This is a genomic window from Flavobacterium crassostreae, assembly GCF_001831475.1.
Lineage (GTDB): Bacteria > Bacteroidota > Bacteroidia > Flavobacteriales > Flavobacteriaceae > Flavobacterium > Flavobacterium crassostreae.
Genome location: NZ_CP017688.1, coordinates 1,495,375 through 1,515,660 on the forward strand (window position 1 = coordinate 1,495,375; position 20,286 = coordinate 1,515,660).

The 20,286-nt window shown below is 38.1% G+C and carries 16 protein-coding genes, 3 tRNA genes and 3 rRNA genes; 13 read left to right on the forward strand and 9 right to left on the reverse strand.

The window, feature by feature from the left end:
- Window positions 1-57: 57 nt before the first annotated feature.
- The 5 genes from menD to LB076_RS06685 all read left to right on the forward strand — a co-directional run bounded on the left by menD (window position 58) and on the right by LB076_RS06685 (window position 3,288).
- Window positions 58-1,722 (forward strand): 2-succinyl-5-enolpyruvyl-6-hydroxy-3-cyclohexene-1-carboxylic-acid synthase, encoded by a 1,665-nt coding sequence (menD, locus tag LB076_RS06670; RefSeq protein WP_066336663.1) that lies wholly within the window; start codon window positions 58-60, stop codon window positions 1,720-1,722.
- A gap of 211 nt (window positions 1,723-1,933) precedes the next feature.
- Window positions 1,934-2,278, forward strand: a complete 345-nt coding sequence (locus tag LB076_RS06675) for a DUF2853 family protein (RefSeq protein WP_066336650.1) — start codon at window positions 1,934-1,936, stop codon at window positions 2,276-2,278.
- 232 nt (window positions 2,279-2,510) lie between these two features.
- Window positions 2,511-2,663, forward strand: coding sequence for a hypothetical protein (locus LB076_RS13955; RefSeq protein ID WP_099092425.1), 153 nt, complete (start codon window positions 2,511-2,513; stop codon window positions 2,661-2,663).
- A 10-nt stretch (window positions 2,664-2,673) separates the two neighbouring features.
- Complete coding sequence (locus LB076_RS06680) at window positions 2,674-2,904, forward strand: hypothetical protein (RefSeq protein ID WP_066336649.1); 231 nt, start codon at window positions 2,674-2,676, stop codon at window positions 2,902-2,904.
- Between the two features lie 9 nt (window positions 2,905-2,913).
- A complete protein-coding gene (locus tag LB076_RS06685) occupies window positions 2,914-3,288 on the forward strand; it encodes a YchJ family protein (RefSeq protein ID WP_066336647.1) in 375 nt (124 codons plus the stop codon).
- Window positions 3,289-3,417: 129 nt separating this feature from the next.
- On the opposite strand, the gene LB076_RS06690 is transcribed toward LB076_RS06685, so the two are convergent.
- Window positions 3,418-4,653: an ATP-binding cassette domain-containing protein gene (locus LB076_RS06690; RefSeq protein ID WP_066336644.1), complete on the reverse strand. Its 1,236-nt coding sequence runs from the start codon at window positions 4,651-4,653 to the stop codon at window positions 3,418-3,420.
- A 255-nt stretch (window positions 4,654-4,908) separates the two neighbouring features.
- Here LB076_RS06690 and LB076_RS06695 point away from each other — a divergent pair, with 255 nt between their 5' ends.
- Entirely contained in the window at window positions 4,909-5,502 is a 594-nt protein-coding gene (locus LB076_RS06695; RefSeq protein ID WP_066336642.1) for a 2OG-Fe(II) oxygenase, read from the forward strand.
- A gap of 144 nt (window positions 5,503-5,646) precedes the next feature.
- On the forward strand, window positions 5,647-6,816 hold the full coding sequence (locus LB076_RS06700; protein WP_066336639.1) for a proline dehydrogenase family protein: 1,170 nt from the start codon (window positions 5,647-5,649) through the stop codon (window positions 6,814-6,816).
- A gap of 80 nt (window positions 6,817-6,896) precedes the next feature.
- Here LB076_RS06700 and LB076_RS06705 read toward each other — a convergent pair whose 3' ends face one another.
- On the reverse strand, window positions 6,897-8,687 hold the full coding sequence (locus tag LB076_RS06705) for an ABC transporter ATP-binding protein (RefSeq protein ID WP_066336637.1): 1,791 nt from the start codon (window positions 8,685-8,687) through the stop codon (window positions 6,897-6,899).
- Between the two features lie 219 nt (window positions 8,688-8,906).
- Here LB076_RS06705 and LB076_RS06710 point away from each other — a divergent pair.
- Window positions 8,907-8,981: transfer RNA gene (locus LB076_RS06710), tRNA-Val, on the forward strand.
- A gap of 151 nt (window positions 8,982-9,132) precedes the next feature.
- On the opposite strand, the gene LB076_RS06715 is transcribed toward LB076_RS06710, so the two are convergent.
- The 3 genes from LB076_RS06715 to LB076_RS06725 all read right to left on the reverse strand — a co-directional run bounded on the left by LB076_RS06715 (window position 9,133) and on the right by LB076_RS06725 (window position 10,903).
- Window positions 9,133-9,453, reverse strand: coding sequence for a transposase (locus LB076_RS06715; RefSeq protein WP_232505676.1), 321 nt, complete (start codon window positions 9,451-9,453; stop codon window positions 9,133-9,135).
- Window positions 9,454-9,573: 120 nt separating this feature from the next.
- Entirely contained in the window at window positions 9,574-10,557 is a 984-nt protein-coding gene (locus LB076_RS06720) for an ISAon1 family transposase (RefSeq protein ID WP_070786661.1), read from the reverse strand.
- A complete protein-coding gene (locus LB076_RS06725) occupies window positions 10,541-10,903 on the reverse strand; it encodes an ISAon1 family transposase N-terminal region protein (protein WP_070786662.1) in 363 nt (120 codons plus the stop codon). Before LB076_RS06725 ends, LB076_RS06720 begins: the two co-directional genes overlap by 17 nt.
- Before the next feature lie 879 nt (window positions 10,904-11,782).
- Between LB076_RS06725 and LB076_RS06730 the strand changes: the two genes are divergently transcribed.
- The 5 genes from LB076_RS06730 to rrf all read left to right on the forward strand — a co-directional run bounded on the left by LB076_RS06730 (window position 11,783) and on the right by rrf (window position 16,910).
- A 16S ribosomal RNA gene (locus LB076_RS06730) occupies window positions 11,783-13,296 on the forward strand.
- A gap of 129 nt (window positions 13,297-13,425) precedes the next feature.
- A tRNA-Ile gene (locus tag LB076_RS06735) sits at window positions 13,426-13,499 on the forward strand.
- A 94-nt stretch (window positions 13,500-13,593) separates the two neighbouring features.
- Window positions 13,594-13,667, forward strand: a tRNA-Ala gene (locus tag LB076_RS06740).
- Window positions 13,668-13,791: 124 nt separating this feature from the next.
- A 23S ribosomal RNA gene (locus LB076_RS06745) occupies window positions 13,792-16,674 on the forward strand.
- Between the two features lie 126 nt (window positions 16,675-16,800).
- Window positions 16,801-16,910: ribosomal RNA gene (rrf, locus tag LB076_RS06750) — 5S ribosomal RNA — on the forward strand.
- The 16S, 23S and 5S rRNA genes sit together here with 2 tRNA genes alongside, the layout of an rRNA operon.
- Before the next feature lie 122 nt (window positions 16,911-17,032).
- On the opposite strand, the gene LB076_RS06755 is transcribed toward rrf, so the two are convergent.
- The 4 genes from LB076_RS06755 to LB076_RS13845 all read right to left on the reverse strand — a co-directional run bounded on the left by LB076_RS06755 (window position 17,033) and on the right by LB076_RS13845 (window position 20,088).
- Window positions 17,033-18,016, reverse strand: coding sequence for an ISAon1 family transposase (locus LB076_RS06755; RefSeq protein WP_070786761.1), 984 nt, complete (start codon window positions 18,014-18,016; stop codon window positions 17,033-17,035).
- On the reverse strand, window positions 17,997-18,362 hold the full coding sequence (locus LB076_RS06760; protein WP_066334588.1) for an ISAon1 family transposase N-terminal region protein: 366 nt from the start codon (window positions 18,360-18,362) through the stop codon (window positions 17,997-17,999). The genes LB076_RS06755 and LB076_RS06760 overlap by 20 nt, the downstream gene beginning before the upstream one ends.
- A 453-nt stretch (window positions 18,363-18,815) precedes the next feature.
- A complete protein-coding gene (locus LB076_RS06765; RefSeq protein ID WP_198402038.1) occupies window positions 18,816-19,685 on the reverse strand; it encodes an IS4 family transposase in 870 nt (289 codons plus the stop codon).
- 250 nt (window positions 19,686-19,935) lie between these two features.
- Window positions 19,936-20,088 carry a hypothetical protein gene (locus LB076_RS13845; RefSeq protein WP_157776673.1) on the reverse strand — a complete coding sequence of 51 codons (153 nt, stop codon included), beginning with the start codon at window positions 20,086-20,088 and terminating at the stop codon, window positions 19,936-19,938.
- Between the last annotated feature and the right edge of the window lie 198 nt (window positions 20,089-20,286).

The window sequence follows — 20,286 nt, forward strand, 5'->3', positions numbered from 1 at the left end:
TTGCATTTTTCTGCAACTTGGCACTTTAAAACCCCACACTTTAACCTAAATAACGGAATGATTTACCCAAAAATACCTTTAGCACAAAGCGTCATCGAAATTTGTTTGGCTAAAGGGGTCACCACCATAGTACTCTCGCCAGGATCCAGAAACGCACCATTAATATTGGGATTTACTACCAATCCAAATTTTGATTGTTATAGCATTGCAGACGAAAGATGCGCTGCGTTTTTTGCCTTAGGTATTGCCCAACAAACCAACTCTGTCGTGGCAGTGGTGTGCAGTTCTGGATCCGCCTTATTGAATTATTATCCTGCTTTTTCAGAAGCGTTTTATAGCCAAATTCCTTTATTGGTTATTTCTGCAGATAGACCCCAAAGCAAGATTGATATTGGTGATGGCCAAACCATCAGGCAAGAAAATGTATTTGCAAACCACTCCTTGTATAATGCTAATTTATCTCAAGAGGCTTCTGTAGAGAATGACATGCACATCAACAAAGCCATTGATGCCGCTAGTTACAAAAAAGGCCCTGTACATATTAATGTACCTTTTGAAGAGCCTTTGTACCAAACCGTTACAGCGCTTTCTGTAACGCCAGTGATTACTGCTACTGCCAAAACGACTCCTGTGATTCCGGCTAAGGAGTTGGCAGGGTTTGCTACCATTTGGAACAATTCTGCCAAAAAGATGGTTTTGGTGGGAGTGCATCCGCCCAATACCATAGACGCGGCTGTACTAGCATATCTGGCTAAAGATCCCTCTGTGATCGTAATGACGGAGACTACCTCCAATTTGCACCATTCTAGTTTTGTAGAGGCCATTGATAGTGTGATTACCCCATTTACTACCCAAGATTTTGAAGATTTTAAACCAGATATTTTGCTGACTTTTGGTGGTATGGTGGTTTCTAAACGCATCAAAGCTTTTTTGCGAAGCTACCAACCCGAACACCACTGGCACTTGGATCCATTACGAGCTTACGATACCTTTGGAGTTCTAACCAAGCATTTTGAGTGTAGTCCAAATGCTTTTTTTGCTCTTTTTTTGCCCTTGGTTGCTACCAATGCCAAGAGCAGTTATCATGCTAAAATGGCTGCTGTAGTAGCCTTGCGCAAACAAAAAACAGCCGCTTATTTGGCTACGATTCCGTTTTCGGACTTTAAGGTTTTTGAAATAGTGATTGCCTCTTTGCCAGTTGGATGTCAATTGCAGATTAGCAACAGTTCTCCTATTAGGTATGCACAATTGCTTGCCATAGATCCTTCTATTGAGGTGTTTTGCAACCGAGGCACTAGTGGTATTGACGGCAGTACTTCTACGGCAATTGGAGCGGCTGTGGCACAGAATAAACCAACGGTGTTTATTACTGGAGATATAGGCTTTTTGTATGATAGCAATGCTTTATGGAATATGTATATTCCGAAAAATTTCAAAATTATTTTGATCAATAATGGCGGCGGAGGCATTTTTAGAATTCTGCCTGGACACGAAGAAACCCCTGTTTTTAATACTTTTTTTGAAACAACACACCAATTAACAGCAGTACATTTGGCAAAAATGTATGGTTTAAACTACCAATTGGTACAAGATCAGGCAGAATTGGAGAGTAGTTTGCCTGATTTTTTTGCTTTGCAAGATGCTCCAGCAATTTTAGAAATACGCACTCCGACCTTACAAAATGATTTGGTATTGCTGCAGTTTTTTAAAGAACTAACCTAAGGCGGCAAGCAGACGAGGCTGGGATAATGGATCTGAGGAACCAAAAAGGAGCCTTAAAAACACGATGCTGTGAACTTTAGGAGTTTTTTATCGGATATTTTAACTCTTGGTCTGTATTTAGAATAAATTATCAAAAAATGGTAGGCACTTTTGAATAATTGTTTAAATTTGAGAATATATAATACTAACCTTAATTATTAAATTTATTCTTATGAGCAAGAGAGACGAATTAATTGTAAAATACGCAGCAGATTTAAAAGATAAATGTGGTGTAACTCCAGATATGGATTTGTTAACCAAAGTAACTATTGGTTGTGGTCCATCTATTTACAATACGGATTCTTCCACGGTGGCAGGTAGCCAACAATCAGAATTAGATACGGTTAAAAATAATTTTTTGATTAAAAAATTAGGTTTAAATGACGGTCCAGAATTAGATGCGGCTATAGATGCAGTGATGGAAAAATATGGCCGTTCTAACAAAACCAAACATAGAGCTGTGGTGTATTATTTATTAGCAGTTCATTTTAAAAAAGAAGCTATTTATAATAAATAGTCTCTTTTTTAAAGAATAGTAAAGCGCCATTGGCGCTTTTTTTGTGTTTGTTTTTAAAATAAAGAACTAAAAAGGCGTGCTTGTTTTTACAGAATAATAGGGCTTTTGCGGTTTTATTGTGTTGCTAGTATAAAATTACCGAACTTTGCACTCCCGAAACCTATTGTAACTATAATATTGGAGTGGTTAGAGACAGTGTTTGGGATATTCAAACCATAAATTTAAATTAGATATGAGCAGAAATAATGATCGAAACATAAAAAAACATAACGATAAATTGCACAAAGCGCAAGATAAAGCCAAGCAATCCAAGTTGCTTAGAGCCGAAAAGTTGAAACAAATAACCAAGTTGTTTAATCAAACAAAAACTACTACAGACAACTAAATCGTAACTTATGGAAGAGAATACGTATGCCTTATTGAAACAAAATGTTCAGGAAATAATTGATTTTATTGCTGCTAAAAACGCTATAGATGCCAAAAATAAACTGGTTGTAGTGAGCGAGCAACTGGATGATTTATTGGATTTTTCGGAGGATGATGCAGATTTAATAGAAATTAGTAAATACCAGGTTTTATTGAACCAATTGCAACAAAAAATAGTTGCGCTAAATGGTCATCTATAATTTTTGGCTATGGTAAATTGTTATTGTGGTGCCTTAGAACGTTTTGAGAACTGTTGTAAACCCTATATTTTGGGTGATTTAAAGGCGCCTACTGCTGTGGCTTTAATGCGTTCTAGGTATACTGCTTTTGCGACTCATAATGCAGATTATTTGATGGCTACCACGCATTTTTCTACCAGAAAACACCACAATAGAGCCGATATTTTGGATTGGGCTACCAGTAATCAGTGGATTAAGTTGTTGGTTTTGAGTGCTACTGCCAATACGGTTCATTTTAAAGCGTTTTATTTGGATAGTGAGGGTAACTCCCAGTTACATCAAGAGCATTCTATTTTTAAATTAGAGGATGGAAATTGGTTTTATGTGGATGGGGATTTGTATTGATTTGTGGTTTTTGGATTTGTAAAGAGGGTTTTGCGTGAGTGATTGCAGCGGAAATCCCATGCTTTTTTGGCATGGATTGGGAGCGTAAAGCACGACCCTTGTGGTCACGCCCAAAATGTATAGGCGCTTTTAAGGGTGTATTGCGCCTGTGGTACCTTTGTTGTTTGGGGTTAATTGGTAAATGGTTTTGGGGTGTATGTTGGGTTCTTTGCGGTGCGAAACATACAGTATGCTTAGGTTTGTGTGTTGGGATAGGTGGTTTATTAACTGTGCCACGAGGCTTACGTTGGTGTCATCTAGTCCTTCTAGTGGCTCGTCTAAAATCAATAAGGGTGGGTGTTTTATTACTGCTCGCACTATTAGAGCAAGTCTTTGTTGGCCTATGGATAGGGTTTTAAAGGCGGTGTTTTTGTGGGCACTCAGGCCTAGGAGTTCTAGCCATTGTTGTACTATGTTTAGTTGTAAATCGCTGGCTTGGCTGTACAGACCTATGGAGTCAAAAAAGCCAGATAACACCATTTGCTCTAGGGTGTTGTTGGTTTGGAATACTTCTATCATAGCCGTAGAAAAATAGCCAATGTTTTTTTTGATGTCCCATATAGTTTCTCCGCTTCCTTTTTGAAATCCAAAAAGATGTAAGTCCTGGCCGTAGCCTTTGGTGTTTTCGCCTGTGATTAAGGATAGTAAGGTGCTTTTGCCGGAACCATTTGGACCTAGTAAATGCCAGAATTCGCCCTTTTTGATGGTCCAGTTTATTTGGTTCAAAATTGGTTTTTGATGGTAATGGACACATAGATTGGTCATTTTGACTAGTATGTCTTGGTCTAAAAAGATGGGTTCTAGCGGGGCTGGTATTTGGGTTGCCAGAAAGTGGTGTGCTGGGGTTATAATGGATTTTAATAGCTTTAGGTCAAAAGAATTGTCATCGACGGCTGCTTTTGGAATCTCTAGAATGTCTAGGTCTACCATGCGGTTTGCTAGTAGTATTATCTGGGTTTTTTGGGTTAGTTGTTGTAGGGTGTTTATAATGGTTTGTCTAGATTTTTGGTCCAGATGGTCTAAGGGGTTGTCTAGGATTAGATACTCTGGTTGTTGGTGGATGCAGTAGTTCAAGAATACTTTTTTGCGCTCTCCAGAAGAATAAGTTTGTAACTTTCGGTTGGTATCTAATGCGCTGCTTAGGGCATTATATTGGTGTTCTTTTTGGATAAAGGCGTTTATGGTTGCGTCTGAAAACACCATGCCTTTTTGGTGGTTATAGATGGATAATTTGCCCGTTGCTTGGTTAGAGATGAGGGTGTTTATGAATTTATTTTTGTCTACTTGGTTGGATAAAAAAATCCCCAAATGCTGTAATTGTTGCATTGTTTTTTATTTAAGAAGATAAAATTAAACTTATTTTAGGGAATAAAACGGATAATTTTTAAATCTAACAACAACTATTTTTTTAGTTCCAAAACGTAGAGATACTATATTGGCGTTTAGGCTCCAAGTAGCCTTTTAGAGAGTTGGTTTTGGGTATTCTTATTTTAAATTAGTAGGTTGTGCCAACTTGGTGTAAAAGGGAACGAATATATACTACCTTGCATCAGTGGTTGTACTTGCAACCACGCAAACCAAATGGAAAATAGCTTTGAAGCTTTGATTGCTACTTATATTGCTAATGGGGTAGGGATTTCGGAATTTTTTTTGAGCACTACTTTATCGACTAACTTAAGACAAAATTTATGTAATTTACAACAAAAGAGTTTGCTTATTGCTGCCGGTACCGGAAATGCTGCTATGGTATCTTATGATACGGATATACGTAGTGATTCTATTTATTGGTTGGATAAAAAACACAACGATCCTTTTGAAAACCAATTTTTTGCTCAAATGGAGGCTTTTATTCTTTATTTGAATGAAAGTTGTTTTGCAGGTATTACGGGCTACGAATTTCATTATGCATTGTATGAAAAGGGCGATTTTTATTTGCAACATTTAGACCAATTTAAAAGCAATCCAAGCAGAAAGTATTCTATTATTTGTTATTTAAATCCGGATTGGAAAGAAGCAGATGGAGGCGAATTATTGATCCATCTTTTGGATACAAACCAAAAAATTCCTCCTACGGCTGGCAAAACCGTTTTTTTTAAAAGTGATCAATTGTTGCATGAAGTTTTGCTTACTAATACTACCAGAATGAGTATTACTGGCTGGTTAAAGAGTGATTAATTTTGGTGTTTTGTGGCTCTTGATTAGTTTGTTAAAGGCTAATCTTAAACTAAGTACATTTTTAAAAATAAAAGGATTATTTTTTTGATAAATTATCATTCAAAAAAAATAAACTATGATTATCTTTGCACAAAAAACCTGTAAATGGAAAAAATTTTCAACAATACACAAGTTGCCTTTTCATTAAAGAGTGATACAGAACTTGATCGTGCTTATTTTTTATTTAAAATGATTGCAAACCAACCCTTAGTTCGTATTGGAACTGCAATGACTAATTTTGCTCTAAAGGCAAAACTACCTGTTGAGGGACTAATTAGGGCTACTGTTTTTGATCATTTTTGTGGAGGAATCAATGAAGAAGATTGTCTGTCTGTGGTAGATAAAATGTACACCAAAGGGGTTTCGTCCGTATTGGATTACTCCGTAGAAGGAAAAGAGTCCGAAGACCAATTTGATGCTGCCTTAAAAATGACTCTCAAAACGATTGAATTTGCTAAGGAACGTATGGCAATACCTTTTGCTGTATTTAAACCCACTGGTTTAGGACGTTTTGAATTGTATGAAAAAATAGGCAGAAAAGAAGTTTTGTCCACCAAAGACCAAGCAGAATGGGATCGAGTAGTGGCTCGTTTTGATTTAGTTTGTAGTGAAGGACATAAAAAAGACGTAACCTTATTGATTGATGGCGAAGAAAGCTGGATGCAAGATGCTGCCGATGATTTAGTTACTGCCATGATGCGCAAGTATAATAAGGAAAAAGCAATTGTATTCAATACCTTACAATTGTATCGTTGGGATCGTTTGGATTATTTAAAAAAATTAGCTGCCCTTGCCAAAAGCGAAGGTTTTTATATAGGGATGAAAATTGTTCGTGGAGCTTATATGGAGAAAGAAAACCAACGCGCTTTGGATAAAGGATATCCTACTCCAATTTGTGCTACAAAACAAGCTACAGATACCAATTATGATACCACTGTTAAGTATATGATGGAGCATTTGGATCAAATGTCTATTTTTGCAGGCACCCATAACGAATCCAGCACCTATACACTAATGGAGTTGATGAAATCCAAAGGAATTGCCTCTAACGATACCCGAATTTGGTTTGGTCAACTGTATGGTATGAGTGACAATATCAGCTATAATTTAGCCCAAAACGGATACAATGTGGCTAAATATTTGCCTTTTGGACCTGTTAAAGATGTGATGCCTTACCTTATACGTCGTGCAGAAGAAAATACCTCTGTTGCTGGTCAAACCAGTCGTGAATTAGAGATGATTAAAGCAGAACGAAAACGCAGAAAAGCGAAATAATAGGTAATAAACAGGCTTTTTATATATAAAAAAACTCCATTAGGCATGACTTAATGGAGTTTTTTGGTAGTAGTTATTTTTTAAAAATCGGTAAACTGTAAGGTGCTTAAGTTTTTATATTTACCGTTTTCTAAAGCAATTAGCTCTTGATGGGTTCCTTTTTCGGAAACAATTCCGTTGTCTAGAACCAAAATTTGATCGGCACTACGGATGGTTGCTAGTCGGTGAGCAATTATAATACTTGTTCGCCCTTGCATAAGTATCTCTAAGGCTTCTTGAACCAGTTTTTCGCTCTCACTATCTAAGGAGGATGTGGCTTCGTCCAGAATCAAAATACTCGGATTTTTAAGCAAAGCTCTGGCAATGGCTATACGTTGGCGTTGTCCGCCAGATAATTTAATTCCTCTTTCGCCTACAATGGTTTCAAATTTTTCTGGAAAACCTTCTATAAAATTTAAAGCGTTGGCTTGTTTTGCGGCCATATAAATTTCATCCTCTGTGGCGTTGGGTTTACCGTAGGCAATATTTTCTTTAATGGTTCCACCAAAAAGGATCACATCTTGAGGAACAATACTCATGTTGCCTCTTAACGTTTCCAGATCATAATCATAGATGTTTTTACCATCAATTAAGATCGTTCCGCTTTCAATATCATAAAAACGCAACAGTAAAGAAGCAATAGTAGATTTACCCGCTCCACTAGGGCCAACTATGGCAATTTTTTGTCCAAAGGCAACATCAAAGCTTACTGCTTTAAGCACTTCTATTTCTTTACGCGATGGGTAGCTAAAAGCCACGTTACAAAAGTTTACGGTTCCTTTTAATTTAATTGGATTTGCTGTATCTATGGTGGTAGATATGGCTTCTGGTTTTTCGTCTAATAATTCAAAAACACGCTCTGTGGCACCAACTGCTTTTTGAATTTGTGCATACATCTCGGCAATACCACCAAAAGACGCTCCTATGAAGGTAGTGTATAGTATAAAGGAAATTAAATCTCCAACGCCTTCTACTTCGCCTTTTATGGTCAAGGTAATTCCGTACCAAACTACGGCAACGACACATCCAAAAAGGCATAATATTATAAAGGAGGCAAAGTAACCTCTATATTGGCCACCTTTAATAGCAATTTTTACAATTTCATTAATTTTATTTTTGTACCGTTGTAGTTCATACCATTCATTAGCAAAGGCCTTAACATTAGTGATACCTTGTAGTGTTTCCTCTACGATTACTTGACTTTCGGCTACTTTATCTTGTGTTTTTTTGCCATATTTTCGAATAAAACGACCAAACACTACCGCTCCCACTGCCACAAGCGGTACAATGCAAAGCATCATTAACGTTAATTTTGGGGATATACTACCCAGAATTATAAATCCTCCAACAATTAAAATAAATTGACGTAAAAACTCGGCAATTGTTGTTGTAAAAGTATCTTGTAATTGAGAGATATCGGCACTAATACGGCTATTTAGTTCTCCGACACGTTTTTGGGAAAAAAAAGACATTGGCAATTTTATCAAATTCTCGTAGAGTGCAAATCGAATATTGGATAAGGAATTTTCGGTAAAGTTAACAAAAAGCGATATTCTAAAAAAAGAGAATATAGCTTGTAAGGCCAAAACCCCCATTAATAATAAGGCAATCTCATTTGCTTGATCCAAATCTTTATTAGTAACACAATCTACCAACATACCCATTAATTTTGGAAAGGCTAGGGCAGTGGCACTGGTCAACAACAAAAAAATCAATCCTACAAAAAATTTCCATTTGTGATTTGTAGCATATTTAAAAATCCGAAGTGCTTTTTGAAGCGAATTGGAGTTTAATTTCGCTTTTGGTAAATCATTTTCTTTAATTCGAGCCATTTTTTTTTATTTATGATGCAAAGGTACCACTATAGGCAATCATTACAAAAAAATAATATAGCGATGTTTTTTTGTAAGTTATTGTAATAGAGGTATAAAGAAAAATAGCACAAAAAAAAGTGATTTATTTTTTTAAAAAGGCTTGTAAATACCAATTCTAAGTGTATCTTTGCACCAGCAATAACAAATGACAACTTAATTTGGTTTGCTTCTAAAATAGGGCGATTAGCTCAGCTGGTTCAGAGCACCTCGTTTACACCGAGGGGGTCGGGGGTTCGAACCCCTCATCGCCCACAAAACTTCTCAAGAAATTGAGAAGTTTTTTTTTGCAATAAAAATTCCAACCCATCCTTTTTTGGGATCAATCCCAAAACCTGTGGAGCGACAAGAATTAGGGGATCAGTCTCAAAACGGATCAGTCCCAAAACCTGTGGAGCAGCAAAAATTAGGCATAAATAGTAGTTAGCCTAAAAAGAAAGAATTCTACATTTCGAACACCTCTAAACTGAGATCTAAATGCTTTTATTTTTGCATTGAACGATTCAGCCGAAGCATTAGTACTTCTGTTATCAAAATAGTTTAATATGGTTTGGTAATGATTTATAATTGTGCGAGAGATTGTATTGAAAGACTTAAATCCAGATTGATTTACTTTTTCATGCCATTTAGCTAATTTTGCAAAACCAATAATTTTATCGGTTGTTTTCTCAAAGATATTTCTCAAATCCTGAGCTAAATCATAGGCTTTTTCAATGTCAGGATACAATTCAAATAATACTACAGCTCGTTCTATTTGATTTTTAGACCACTTTGATTTGGGATCAATCCCAAAACCTGTGGAGCGACAAGAATTGGATCAATCCCAAAACCTGTGGAGCGACAAGAATTAGGCATAAATAGTAGTTAGCCTAAAAAGAAAGAATTCTACATTTCGAACACCTCTAAACTGAGATCTAAAAGCTTTTATTTTGGCGTTAAAGGATTCTGCTGATGCATTAGTACTTCTGTTATCAAAATAGTTTAATATGCTTTGATAATGATTCATTATCGATCTTGAGATTGTATTGAAAGACTTAAAACCAGATTGATTTACTTTTTCATGCCATTTAGCTAGTCTGGCAAAACCAATGATTTTATCCGTTGTGTTTTCAAAAATGTTCCGTAATTCTTGAGATAGATTGTAAGCTTCTTTTATGTCGGGATATAATTCAAACAACAATAATGCTCGTTGTAATTGATTCGCCGTCCATTTTGATTTATTCTTGTATAAGAAATACCTACTTCTAGCAAGTAACTGCTTAATAGTATCTCCATTAGTCAATACTTCAGGCTCAAACCTTTTCTTGTTTTTCTTCGCTTTTTCTATTGCCTGATTTTCTTGGTCTATAGCTTGCCAACGGTATTTAATTCTTATTTCCTGTAAAGCTTCTGTAGCCAATTTTTGAACATGGAACCGGTCGATGACGCGAGTAGCATTAGGGAAACATTTTTTAGCAATCAATCCCATGTTTGCTGCCATGTCAAGAGTTATTTCGGTAACAGAATTTCGTAGTTTAAGCGGTATTTTTTCGATAATAGCAATTACTGTTTCTGCTTTGGTTCCAGCAATCATAGCGACTATAGTTCCTTTCTTTCCCTTTCCAGCTTTGTTGGTCAAAATAGTATAGAGTTCGCCATTGGACAAGGAGGTTTCGTCAATTGATAAGCGTTTGCCTATGTTTTCTGGAAATATAAGCCATTGTTTTGCGTGTAGTTTTTGATCCCATATTTTGAAATCACTTAAGAAATCTTTGTATTGATGTTGTAGATTCTTACCGCTAACGCCATAGAAAGAGGCGATAGCATTGCAATCATTAGGCTTGGAATCTATGGATCTCTTTTAAAAAAGACGCAAACTCCTGTGTCACCCGAGTTCCGTCTGCTACTAAATTCCAATCTCTAAAAACTACTTTTCCAGTATCTTCATTCAGCCATCTTCTTCGAGTGATATGAAGATATACCTGATGCCCACGAATAGGGAAATCCTGAACTGTTATTTCATCAAAGAATCCTTTTGAGCTCAATTTTGATTGTCGATGTTCTTTAGGAATTGAATTAATCTCCTTTAAGTAAAGATGAAGTATCTCTTCCTCTTTTTTATAGGAAGTCAGTTCAAAGTATTCAACTATAATTTCAGGAAGTAACAACTTGAGAAGGTCGACAAAAGAATCTTGCATTTGTATTAAATTTTAAAATGCAAATATCTAAATTTAATATTTCCCCACAACATTTAGACTTGATCCAAACAAACCCTACCTATATACAAAAAAAAACAAAGGAGCTATTTCCTGCTATCCGCTACAATCTACCTCGCCGAACCCCGTCTCGGCAGGATTTCCACTACTATCAGGGCTAGGAGCGAGGCGTCTCAAAACCAATCTCATTCCAAAGTTAAGCCTACCTATATATAAAGACAACAGATACACCTGCAAAAAACAACCACCAAACCCCTAAAACCAGCAGAATAACCACCCAAAAAGCAGCGAAGACCTATAAAAGCAACAAAAGAAGCATTTGTATAGAATTAAAAACAAAGCAGTTAGCGATTCATATTAATAAAAGGTGAATAAAAGGTAAAAAAAGTATTGATTAACCGAAAAAAGGCGGTAGTTTTGCACCCGCAACAAGAAACAAGTTCTTTCAAATACTGGCAAGCAGAAGAAATCAAGGCGAAAATTTATTTTTCAAAAAAGAGTTCAAAAGCTTGTGAGAATTAAAGCAAAAGTTTACATTTGCACCCCGCAAACAAGCGACGTTATTTGACATACTGCTAAGAGAAATAGAGAAAAAGTTAAAAAATTATTTTTAAAAAAAAACCTCAAAATTTTCTTGCCAGTTACCAAAACAAGTTGTAGTTTTGCACCCGCTTCGAGAGTCATGAAAATTGACTAACGAAACGAGAAACAAGATAAGACACGTTCCTAGACATATTGAATTGACAGCCGTTTTAAGAGAGATCTTAAGACAAAGAATAAGAGTAATAGAAATGCAAGAATAAAAAAGAACCAATAGATCTTCAGTCAAAAATAAATAGCTTAGAGATAAGCAAACAATATACGATGAAGAGTTTGATCCTGGCTCAGGATGAACGCTAGCGGCAGGCTTAACACATGCAAGTCGAGGGGTATAGTTCTTCGGAACTAGAGACCGGCGCACGGGTGCGTAACGCGTATGCAATCTACCTTTCACAGAGGGATAGCCCAGAGAAATTTGGATTAATACCTCATAGTATAGCAGTCTCGCATGAGACCACTATTAAAGATTTATCGGTGAAAGATGAGCATGCGTCCCATTAGCTAGTTGGTATGGTAACGGCATACCAAGGCTACGATGGGTAGGGGTCCTGAGAGGGAGATCCCCCACACTGGTACTGAGACACGGACCAGACTCCTACGGGAGGCAGCAGTGAGGAATATTGGACAATGGGCGCAAGCCTGATCCAGCCATGCCGCGTGCAGGATGACGGTCCTATGGATTGTAAACTGCTTTTATACAGGAAGAAACCCTGGTTCGAGAACCAGCTTGACGGTACTGTAAGAATAAGGATCGGCTAACTCCGTGCCAGCAGCCGCGGTAATACGGAGGATCCAAGCGTTATCCGGAATCATTGGGTTTAAAGGGTCCGTAGGCGGTCAGATAAGTCAGTGGTGAAAGCCCATCGCTCAACGGTGGAACGGCCATTGATACTGTCTGACTTGAATTATTAGGAAGTAACTAGAATATGTAGTGTAGCGGTGAAATGCTTAGAGATTACATGGAATACCAATTGCGAAGGCAGGTTACTACTAATTGATTGACGCTGATGGACGAAAGCGTGGGTAGCGAACAGGATTAGATACCCTGGTAGTCCACGCCGTAAACGATGGATACTAGCTGTTGGGCGCAAGTTCAGTGGCTAAGCGAAAGTGATAAGTATCCCACCTGGGGAGTACGAACGCAAGTTTGAAACTCAAAGGAATTGACGGGGGCCCGCACAAGCGGTGGAGCATGTGGTTTAATTCGATGATACGCGAGGAACCTTACCAAGGCTTAAATGTAGATTGACCGGTTTGGAAACAGACCTTTCGCAAGACAATTTACAAGGTGCTGCATGGTTGTCGTCAGCTCGTGCCGTGAGGTGTCAGGTTAAGTCCTATAACGAGCGCAACCCCTGTTGTTAGTTGCCATCGAGTCAAGTCGGGAACTCTAACAAGACTGCCAGTGTAAACTGTGAGGAAGGTGGGGATGACGTCAAATCATCACGGCCCTTACGCCTTGGGCTACACACGTGCTACAATGGACGGTACAGAGAGCAGCCACTATGCAAATAGGAGCGAATCTACAAAACCGTTCTCAGTTCGGATCGGAGTCTGCAACTCGACTCCGTGAAGCTGGAATCGCTAGTAATCGGATATCAGCCATGATCCGGTGAATACGTTCCCGGGCCTTGTACACACCGCCCGTCAAGCCATGGAAGCTGGGGGTGCCTGAAGTCGGTGACCGCAAGGAGCTGCCTAGGGTAAAACTGGTAACTAGGGCTAAGTCGTAACAAGGTAGCCGTACCGGAAGGTGCGGCTGGAACACCTCCTTTCTAGAGCCTTAGTGTTAGCGCAAGCACGCTAGGGAAAGAGACGAAAAGAGAAGTTGGTCATTATGCTTAAAGTTTTATTACTCTTGCTGTTAATTTAAAAAAAAGAACAAATAATTTAAGAATGAAGAGTGTCTCGTAGCTCAGCTGGTTAGAGTACTACACTGATAATGTAGGGGTCGACAGTTCGAGTCTGTCCGAGACAACAATTTAGGATTAGTTATATATAAGGAAATTTTAGAAGTATGAGTATGAATACCTTAATTCAAAATTCAACATTCATAATTTAAGATTAGAAATGGGGGATTAGCTCAGCTGGCTAGAGCGCCTGCCTTGCACGCAGGAGGTCAACGGTTCGACTCCGTTATTCTCCACAATTCCGAAAGGAAAAAAGTTCATTGACATATTGAGATAAGAAAATATTACAAGTAGAAAGCGTTTTTTACTATTAGTAGTAAAAGACAAAAAAAACGGTCTTAATTAATTTTAAGATTGGTACAATAAGCAAAATAAGGGCGTATGGGGGATGCCTTGGCTCTCAGAGGCGATGAAGGGCGTGATAAGCTGCGAAAAGTTACGGGGACGAGCACACATCGATTGATCCGTAAATACCCGAATGGGGCAACCCACTATGTTGAAGACATAGTACACCTACGGGTGGGCAAACCCGCTGAACTGAAACATCTAAGTAGGCGGAGGAGAAGAAAACAAAAGTGATTCCGTAAGTAGTGGCGAGCGAACGCGGATTAGCCCAAACCAAAGTTGTTACGGCAATTTTGGGGTTGTAGGACCACGATATTCCATGTAAAACGAACTAGAATCTACTGGAAAGTAGAACCAAAGAGGGTGATAGTCCTGTATAGGTAAGTGCTATAATGGATAGTGGTATCCTGAGTAGGGCGGGACACGAGAAATCCTGTCTGAATTTGGCGGGACCATCCGCTAAGGCTAAATACTCCTGAGAGACCGATAGTGAACCAGTACCGTGAGGGAAAGGTGAAAAGAACCGTGAATAACGGAGTGAAATAGATCCTGAAACCATACGCTTACAAGCGGTCGGAGCCCTTTCGTGGGGTGACGGCGTGCCTTTTGCATAATGAGCCTACGAGTTAACGTTGCTGGCAAGGATAAGTGGTTAAGCCACGGATCCGTAGCGAAAGCGAGTCTGAATAGGGCGCTTTAGTCAGTAGTGTTAGACGCGAAACCGTGTGATCTACCCATGGACAGGTTGAAGCTTTGTTAACCCAAAGTGGAGGACCGAACCCGTTGACGTTGAAAAGTCTTGGGATGATCTGTGGGTAGGGGTGAAAGGCCAATCAAACTCGGAAATAGCTCGTACTCCCCGAAATGCATTTAGGTGCAGCGTTATGTATAAGTTATATAGAGGTAGAGCTACTGATTGGATGCGGGGGCTTCACCGCCTACCAATTCCTGACAAACTCCGAATGCTATATAATGTTTCATAACAGTGAGGGCTTGGGTGCTAAGGTCCAAGTCCGAGAGGGAAAGAACCCAGACCATCAGCTAAGGTCCCCAAATATATACTAAGTTGAAAGAACGCGGTTTGTCTGCCTAGACAGCTAGGATGTTGGCTTGGAAGCAGCCATTCATTTAAAGAGTGCGTAACAGCTCACTAGTCGAGCGGACGAGCATGGATAATAATCGGGCATAAGTATATTACCGAAGCTATGGATTTACGATAATACGTAAGTGGTAGGGGAGCATTCTAATGGGGTTGAAGGTGATTCGTAAGGGTTGCTGGACTAATTAGAAAAGAAAATGTAGGCATAAGTAACGATAATGCGGGCGAGAAACCCGCACACCGAAAGACTAAGGTTTCCACAGCTATGCTAATCAGCTGTGGGTTAGTCGGGACCTAAGGCGAACCCGAAAGGGACAGTCGATGGACAACGGGTTAATATTCCCGTACTAGTTTTAACTGTGATGGGGTGACGGAGTAATGAAAGTGTCGCGAACTGACGGAATAGTTCGTTGAAGTACGTACCTATAGGCTGCGCAGGCAAATCCACGCGGCTTGGGGAAATACGATAGTACTCGGCGTCTTCGGACAAAGAGATAGTACACCTAAGCGCTTCCAAGAAAAACCTCTAAACTTCAGGTTAATAGTACCCGTACCGCAAACCGACACAGGTAGTCGAGATGAGAATTCTAAGGTGCTCGAGAGATTCATGGCTAAGGAATTAGGCAAAATAGACCCGTAACTTCGGGAGAAGGGTCGCCAGCAGCAATGCTGGCCGCAGTGAAGAGGTCCAGGCGACTGTTTATCAAAAACACAGGGCTCTGCAAAATCGTAAGATGAAGTATAGGGCCTGACACCTGCCCGGTGCTGGAAGGTTAAGAGGAGATGTTATCTTCGGAGAAGCATTGAATTGAAGCCCCAGTAAACGGCGGCCGTAACTATAACGGTCCTAAGGTAGCGAAATTCCTTGTCGGGTAAGTTCCGACCTGCACGAATGGTGTAACGATCTGGACACTGTCTCAGCCATGAGCTCGGTGAAATTGTAGTAGCGGTGAAGATGCCGCTTACCCGCAGTGGGACGAAAAGACCCTGTGCACCTTTACTATAGCTTAGTATTGACCTTGGACAAATGATGTGTAGGATAGGTTGGAGACTATGAAGTGGCGTCGCTAGGCGTTGTGGAGTCATTGTTGAAATACAACCCTTTGTTTGTCTGAGGCCTAACCCCGCATTGCGGGGGACATTGCTTGGTGGGTAGTTTGACTGGGGTGGTCGCCTCCAAAAGAGTAACGGAGGCTTCTAAAGGTTCCCTCAGTACGCTTGGTAACCGTGCGTAGAGTGCAATGGCATAAGGGAGCTTGACTGAGAGACATACAGGTCGATCAGGTACGAAAGTAGAGCATAGTGATCCGGTGGTTCCGCATGGAAGGGCCATCGCTCAAAGGATAAAAGGTACGCCGGGGATAACAGGCTGATCTCCCCCAAGAGCTCATATCGACGGGGGGGTTTGGCACCTCGATGTCGGCTCGTCACATCCTGGGGCTGGAGAAGGTCCCAAGGGTTGGGCTGTTCGCCCATTAAAGTGGCACGCGAGCTGGGTTCAGAACGTCGTGAGACAGTTCGGTCTCTATCTACTGTGGGCGCAAGAAATTTGAGTGGATCTGATTCTAGTACGAGAGGACCGAATTGGACAAACCTCTAGTGTATCTGTTGTCACGCCAGTGGCATGGCAGAGTAGCTACGTTTGGAAGGGATAAGCGCTGAAAGCATATAAGCGCGAAACCCACCACAAGATGAGATTTCTTTTAAGGATCGTGGGAGATGACCACGTTGATAGGCTATAGATGTAAAGGCAGTAATGTCATAGTCGAGTAGTACTAATAATCCGTAAGCTTATGTACACCCTTTCCAGCCTCGCAAGAGGCTGGGGAAACTTTCTAATTATATTTTTTTCTTTATCTCAGTATGTTACGATATTCTGTAATGTTTATTAGCACCATGCTAATTTACCCATTGCAAAACGACCTTAAGGTGGTTATTGCGGCGGGGCTCACCTCTTCCCATCCCGAACAGAGAAGTTAAGCCCGCCTGCGCAGATGGTACTGCAGTTATGTGGGAGAGTATGTCGTCGCCTTTCTTTTTAAAAAACCCTTATCCTAATTCGGATAAGGGTTTTTTGTTTTATATCTAAAACCCATTGGATCTAATTTAGTTGGTCTTAAAAAGCGATCAATCCTAAAACCTGTGGAGCAGCAAAAATTAGGCATAAATATTAGTTAGCCTAAAAAGAAAGAATTCTACATTTCGAACACCTCTAAACTGAGATCTAAAAGCTTTTATTTTGGCGTTAAAGGATTCTGCTGATGCATTAGTACTTCTGTTATCAAAATAGTTTAATATGCTTTGATAATGATTGATTATGGTTCGAGATATTGTATTGAAAGACTTAAATCCTGATTGATTTACTTTTTCATGCCATTTAGCTAGTCTGGCAAAACCAATGATTTTATCGGTTGTGTTTTCAAAAATGTTCCGTAATCCTTGAGATAGATTGTAAGCTTCTTTTATGTCGGGATATAATTCAAACAACAATAATGCTCGTTGTAATTGATTCGCCGTCCATTTTGATTTATTCTTGTATAAGAAATACCTACTTCTAGCAAGTAACTGCTTAATAGTATCTCCATTAGTCAATACTTCAGGCTCAAACCTTTTCTTGTTTTTCTTCGCTTTTTCTATTGCCTGATTTTCTTGGTCTATAGCTTGCCAACGGTATTTGATCCTGATTTCTTGTAAAGCCTCTAACGCTAATTTTTGCACATGGAATCTATCTGTGACACGAGTGGCATTAGGGAAACATTTTTTAGCTATCAATCCCATGTTTGCTGCCATGTCAAGAGTAATTTCCTTGACTAGATTGCGCTGTTTAAGCGGTATTTTTTCAATAACACTAATAACTGTTTCCGCTTTAGTTCCTGCAATCATAGCCACTATAGTTCCTTTCTTTCCCTTTCCAGCTTTGTTGGTCAAAATAGTATAGAGTTCGCCATTGGACAAGGAGGTTTCGTCAATTGATAAGCGTTTGCCTATGTTTTCTGGAAATATAAGCCATTGTTTTGCGTGTAGTTTTTGATCCCATATTTTGAAATCACTTAAGAAATCTTTGTATTGATGTTGTAGATTTTTACCGCTAACACCATAGAAAGAGGCTATAGCATTGCAATCATTTGGGCTGGAATCTATGGATCTCTTTTAAAAAAGACGCAAACTCCTGGGTTACACGAGTTCCGTCTGCTACTAAATTCCAATCTCTAAAAACTACTTTTCCAGTATCTTCATTCAGCCATCTTCTTCGAGTGATATGAAGATATACCTGATGCCCACGAATAGGGAAATCCTGAACTGTTATTTCATCAAAGAATCCTTTTGAGCTCAATTTTGATTGTCGATGTTCTTTAGGAATTGAATTAATCTCCTTTAAGTAAAGATGAAGTATCTCTTCCTCTTTTTTATAGGAAGTCAGTTCAAAGTATTCAACTATGATTTCAGGAAGTAACAACTTGAGAAGGTCGACAAAAGAATCTTGCATTTGTATCTGATTTGGAAATACAAATATCTCTATTTTTATATTTCCCCACAACTTTTAGACTTGATCCATATAAATGCTTTTATTGCATCATTTGCATAAAGTTTTTGTCTATAATATATTTAATATTGTATTTTTATTAAAAAAATTCACTAATGTCCACTTAAAATAAGCTGAAAACCAATTGGTTAGTAATATGTTCAGTGACATTATTGTAATCTGATTTCATAAGTAATTCATTTACAGGTGTTTTATCGAGTAATGATGCTGATAAAATTTGCAAAATTTCGTAATTTGAACGATTGATTTTTAAATCATTCGCAATGATTGAAACCAAGCAATAAGTTATTATTGCAATGTTGACTTGAATACGAACAGCATTTTGTGTTATCCCCCAAAAAGCCTTAACTTTTAAATGTTATTTAATCCATTTGAAGAATAATTCAATTGCCAACGCTATTTATAAAGTAAGGCGATTTGTTGGGCTGATAAATCAAAATTGTTGGTCAAAAAGATTAGTGTTTTTTTATTTTCAGGATTAATATACTTTACTTTTCTTATCTTTCCGGGATAATCTTTTGAAGTATAAAATCCGTCGATTTTTCCTATTTGATCATAGATAACTCCTGTTGATTTATCCGTTTTTTTGGAATACATCCTCTTGAATTTTAAATTTGATTTTGCTCTAACAACAAAATAAGCTGATGATTTAGTAATTCTATAAAGCCTTAAATAATCAACGTAAGCACGGTCAAAAATATAATAAGCAAAAGCCTCATAATTAATAATATCCATCGCGTTAACATCGTAAATATTTGCCTCTGTAATATGAATAAAAACGCGGATTTGTGTATTTATATCAAAAAGTGTGTGGAGTTTTATTCCAGCTTTGGTTGTTCTAAAATGAGCCCACCAAAATACACTTAGACATAAGTCAATTGTTGAAGAATCAAATGCATAAATATTGCCTTTTATTTCAAAACTATTGTTGTAGTTTTTATCTTGAGCAATCAATATTAAATGGTTAGCAAAGTCTTCAAATATCTTATAATTACGATTCTCATTTGCCTTGGATAAGTTGCTTCGAGTAACACTTTTACCAAAACCTAAATGATACGATTTTGATTGATGTGCTTCGATAACAATTATTAAATCTCTCAAGCTATCACGAGAAGATAATTGACCGAAAATCATAGATAAAAGTTGATTCCAACAAGTAAAATGTTTAACATATTTATTACCATCATACTTTGTTACAAATCTATCAAAAACACGTTGTGGCAGAAATTCAACCAATTGAGAAAAGACATATTTTCCTTGATTCATATTCGTAAAAGTTAATTTACGAACATAATAGATTCATTTCAAATCGTCACGCTAAAAAAAATGACTTAAAATACAGATTTACAATAATTTCAAAGAACTTTTTTTAATCTTTAGTGGACACTATTGAAAAAAATTAACAACCCAATAACTTTTTTTGTTGTGTTTAAAAGATGCTCTAGAGTCCTTGAGAGATATAGTAAGCCTTTCGTTATCCGAATATAATCCAAATAAATAGATACGCTTCTTATTTTTAGTTGTCTGTCCATTTTTTTTGATTTATATAAGTAATAATTAGTTTTGACAAATAAATGGTTGCAGTTTTTCCATAGTTTAAAAATTTTGGAATATGTGTTTTGTTTTCGGATTTAGTATCTAGTTGTTTTCCGTGTCTATGGTTTCTCATTGGTTTTTTTATAAAGGTTTTTAAAGCTAATTTTTACATATGAATTTAGCGAGGTGGTATCACAAATTCGAAAATTTAAACATAAAATGGAGTAAATCTCTTCGTTAGTTGTAGGTCTTTTGATAAAAACTTTTAGCGATCAGCGGTATAGAATCAGCCATGTGTAAGGTAGTTTTGATAACAGTTTGTTTTCTAGAT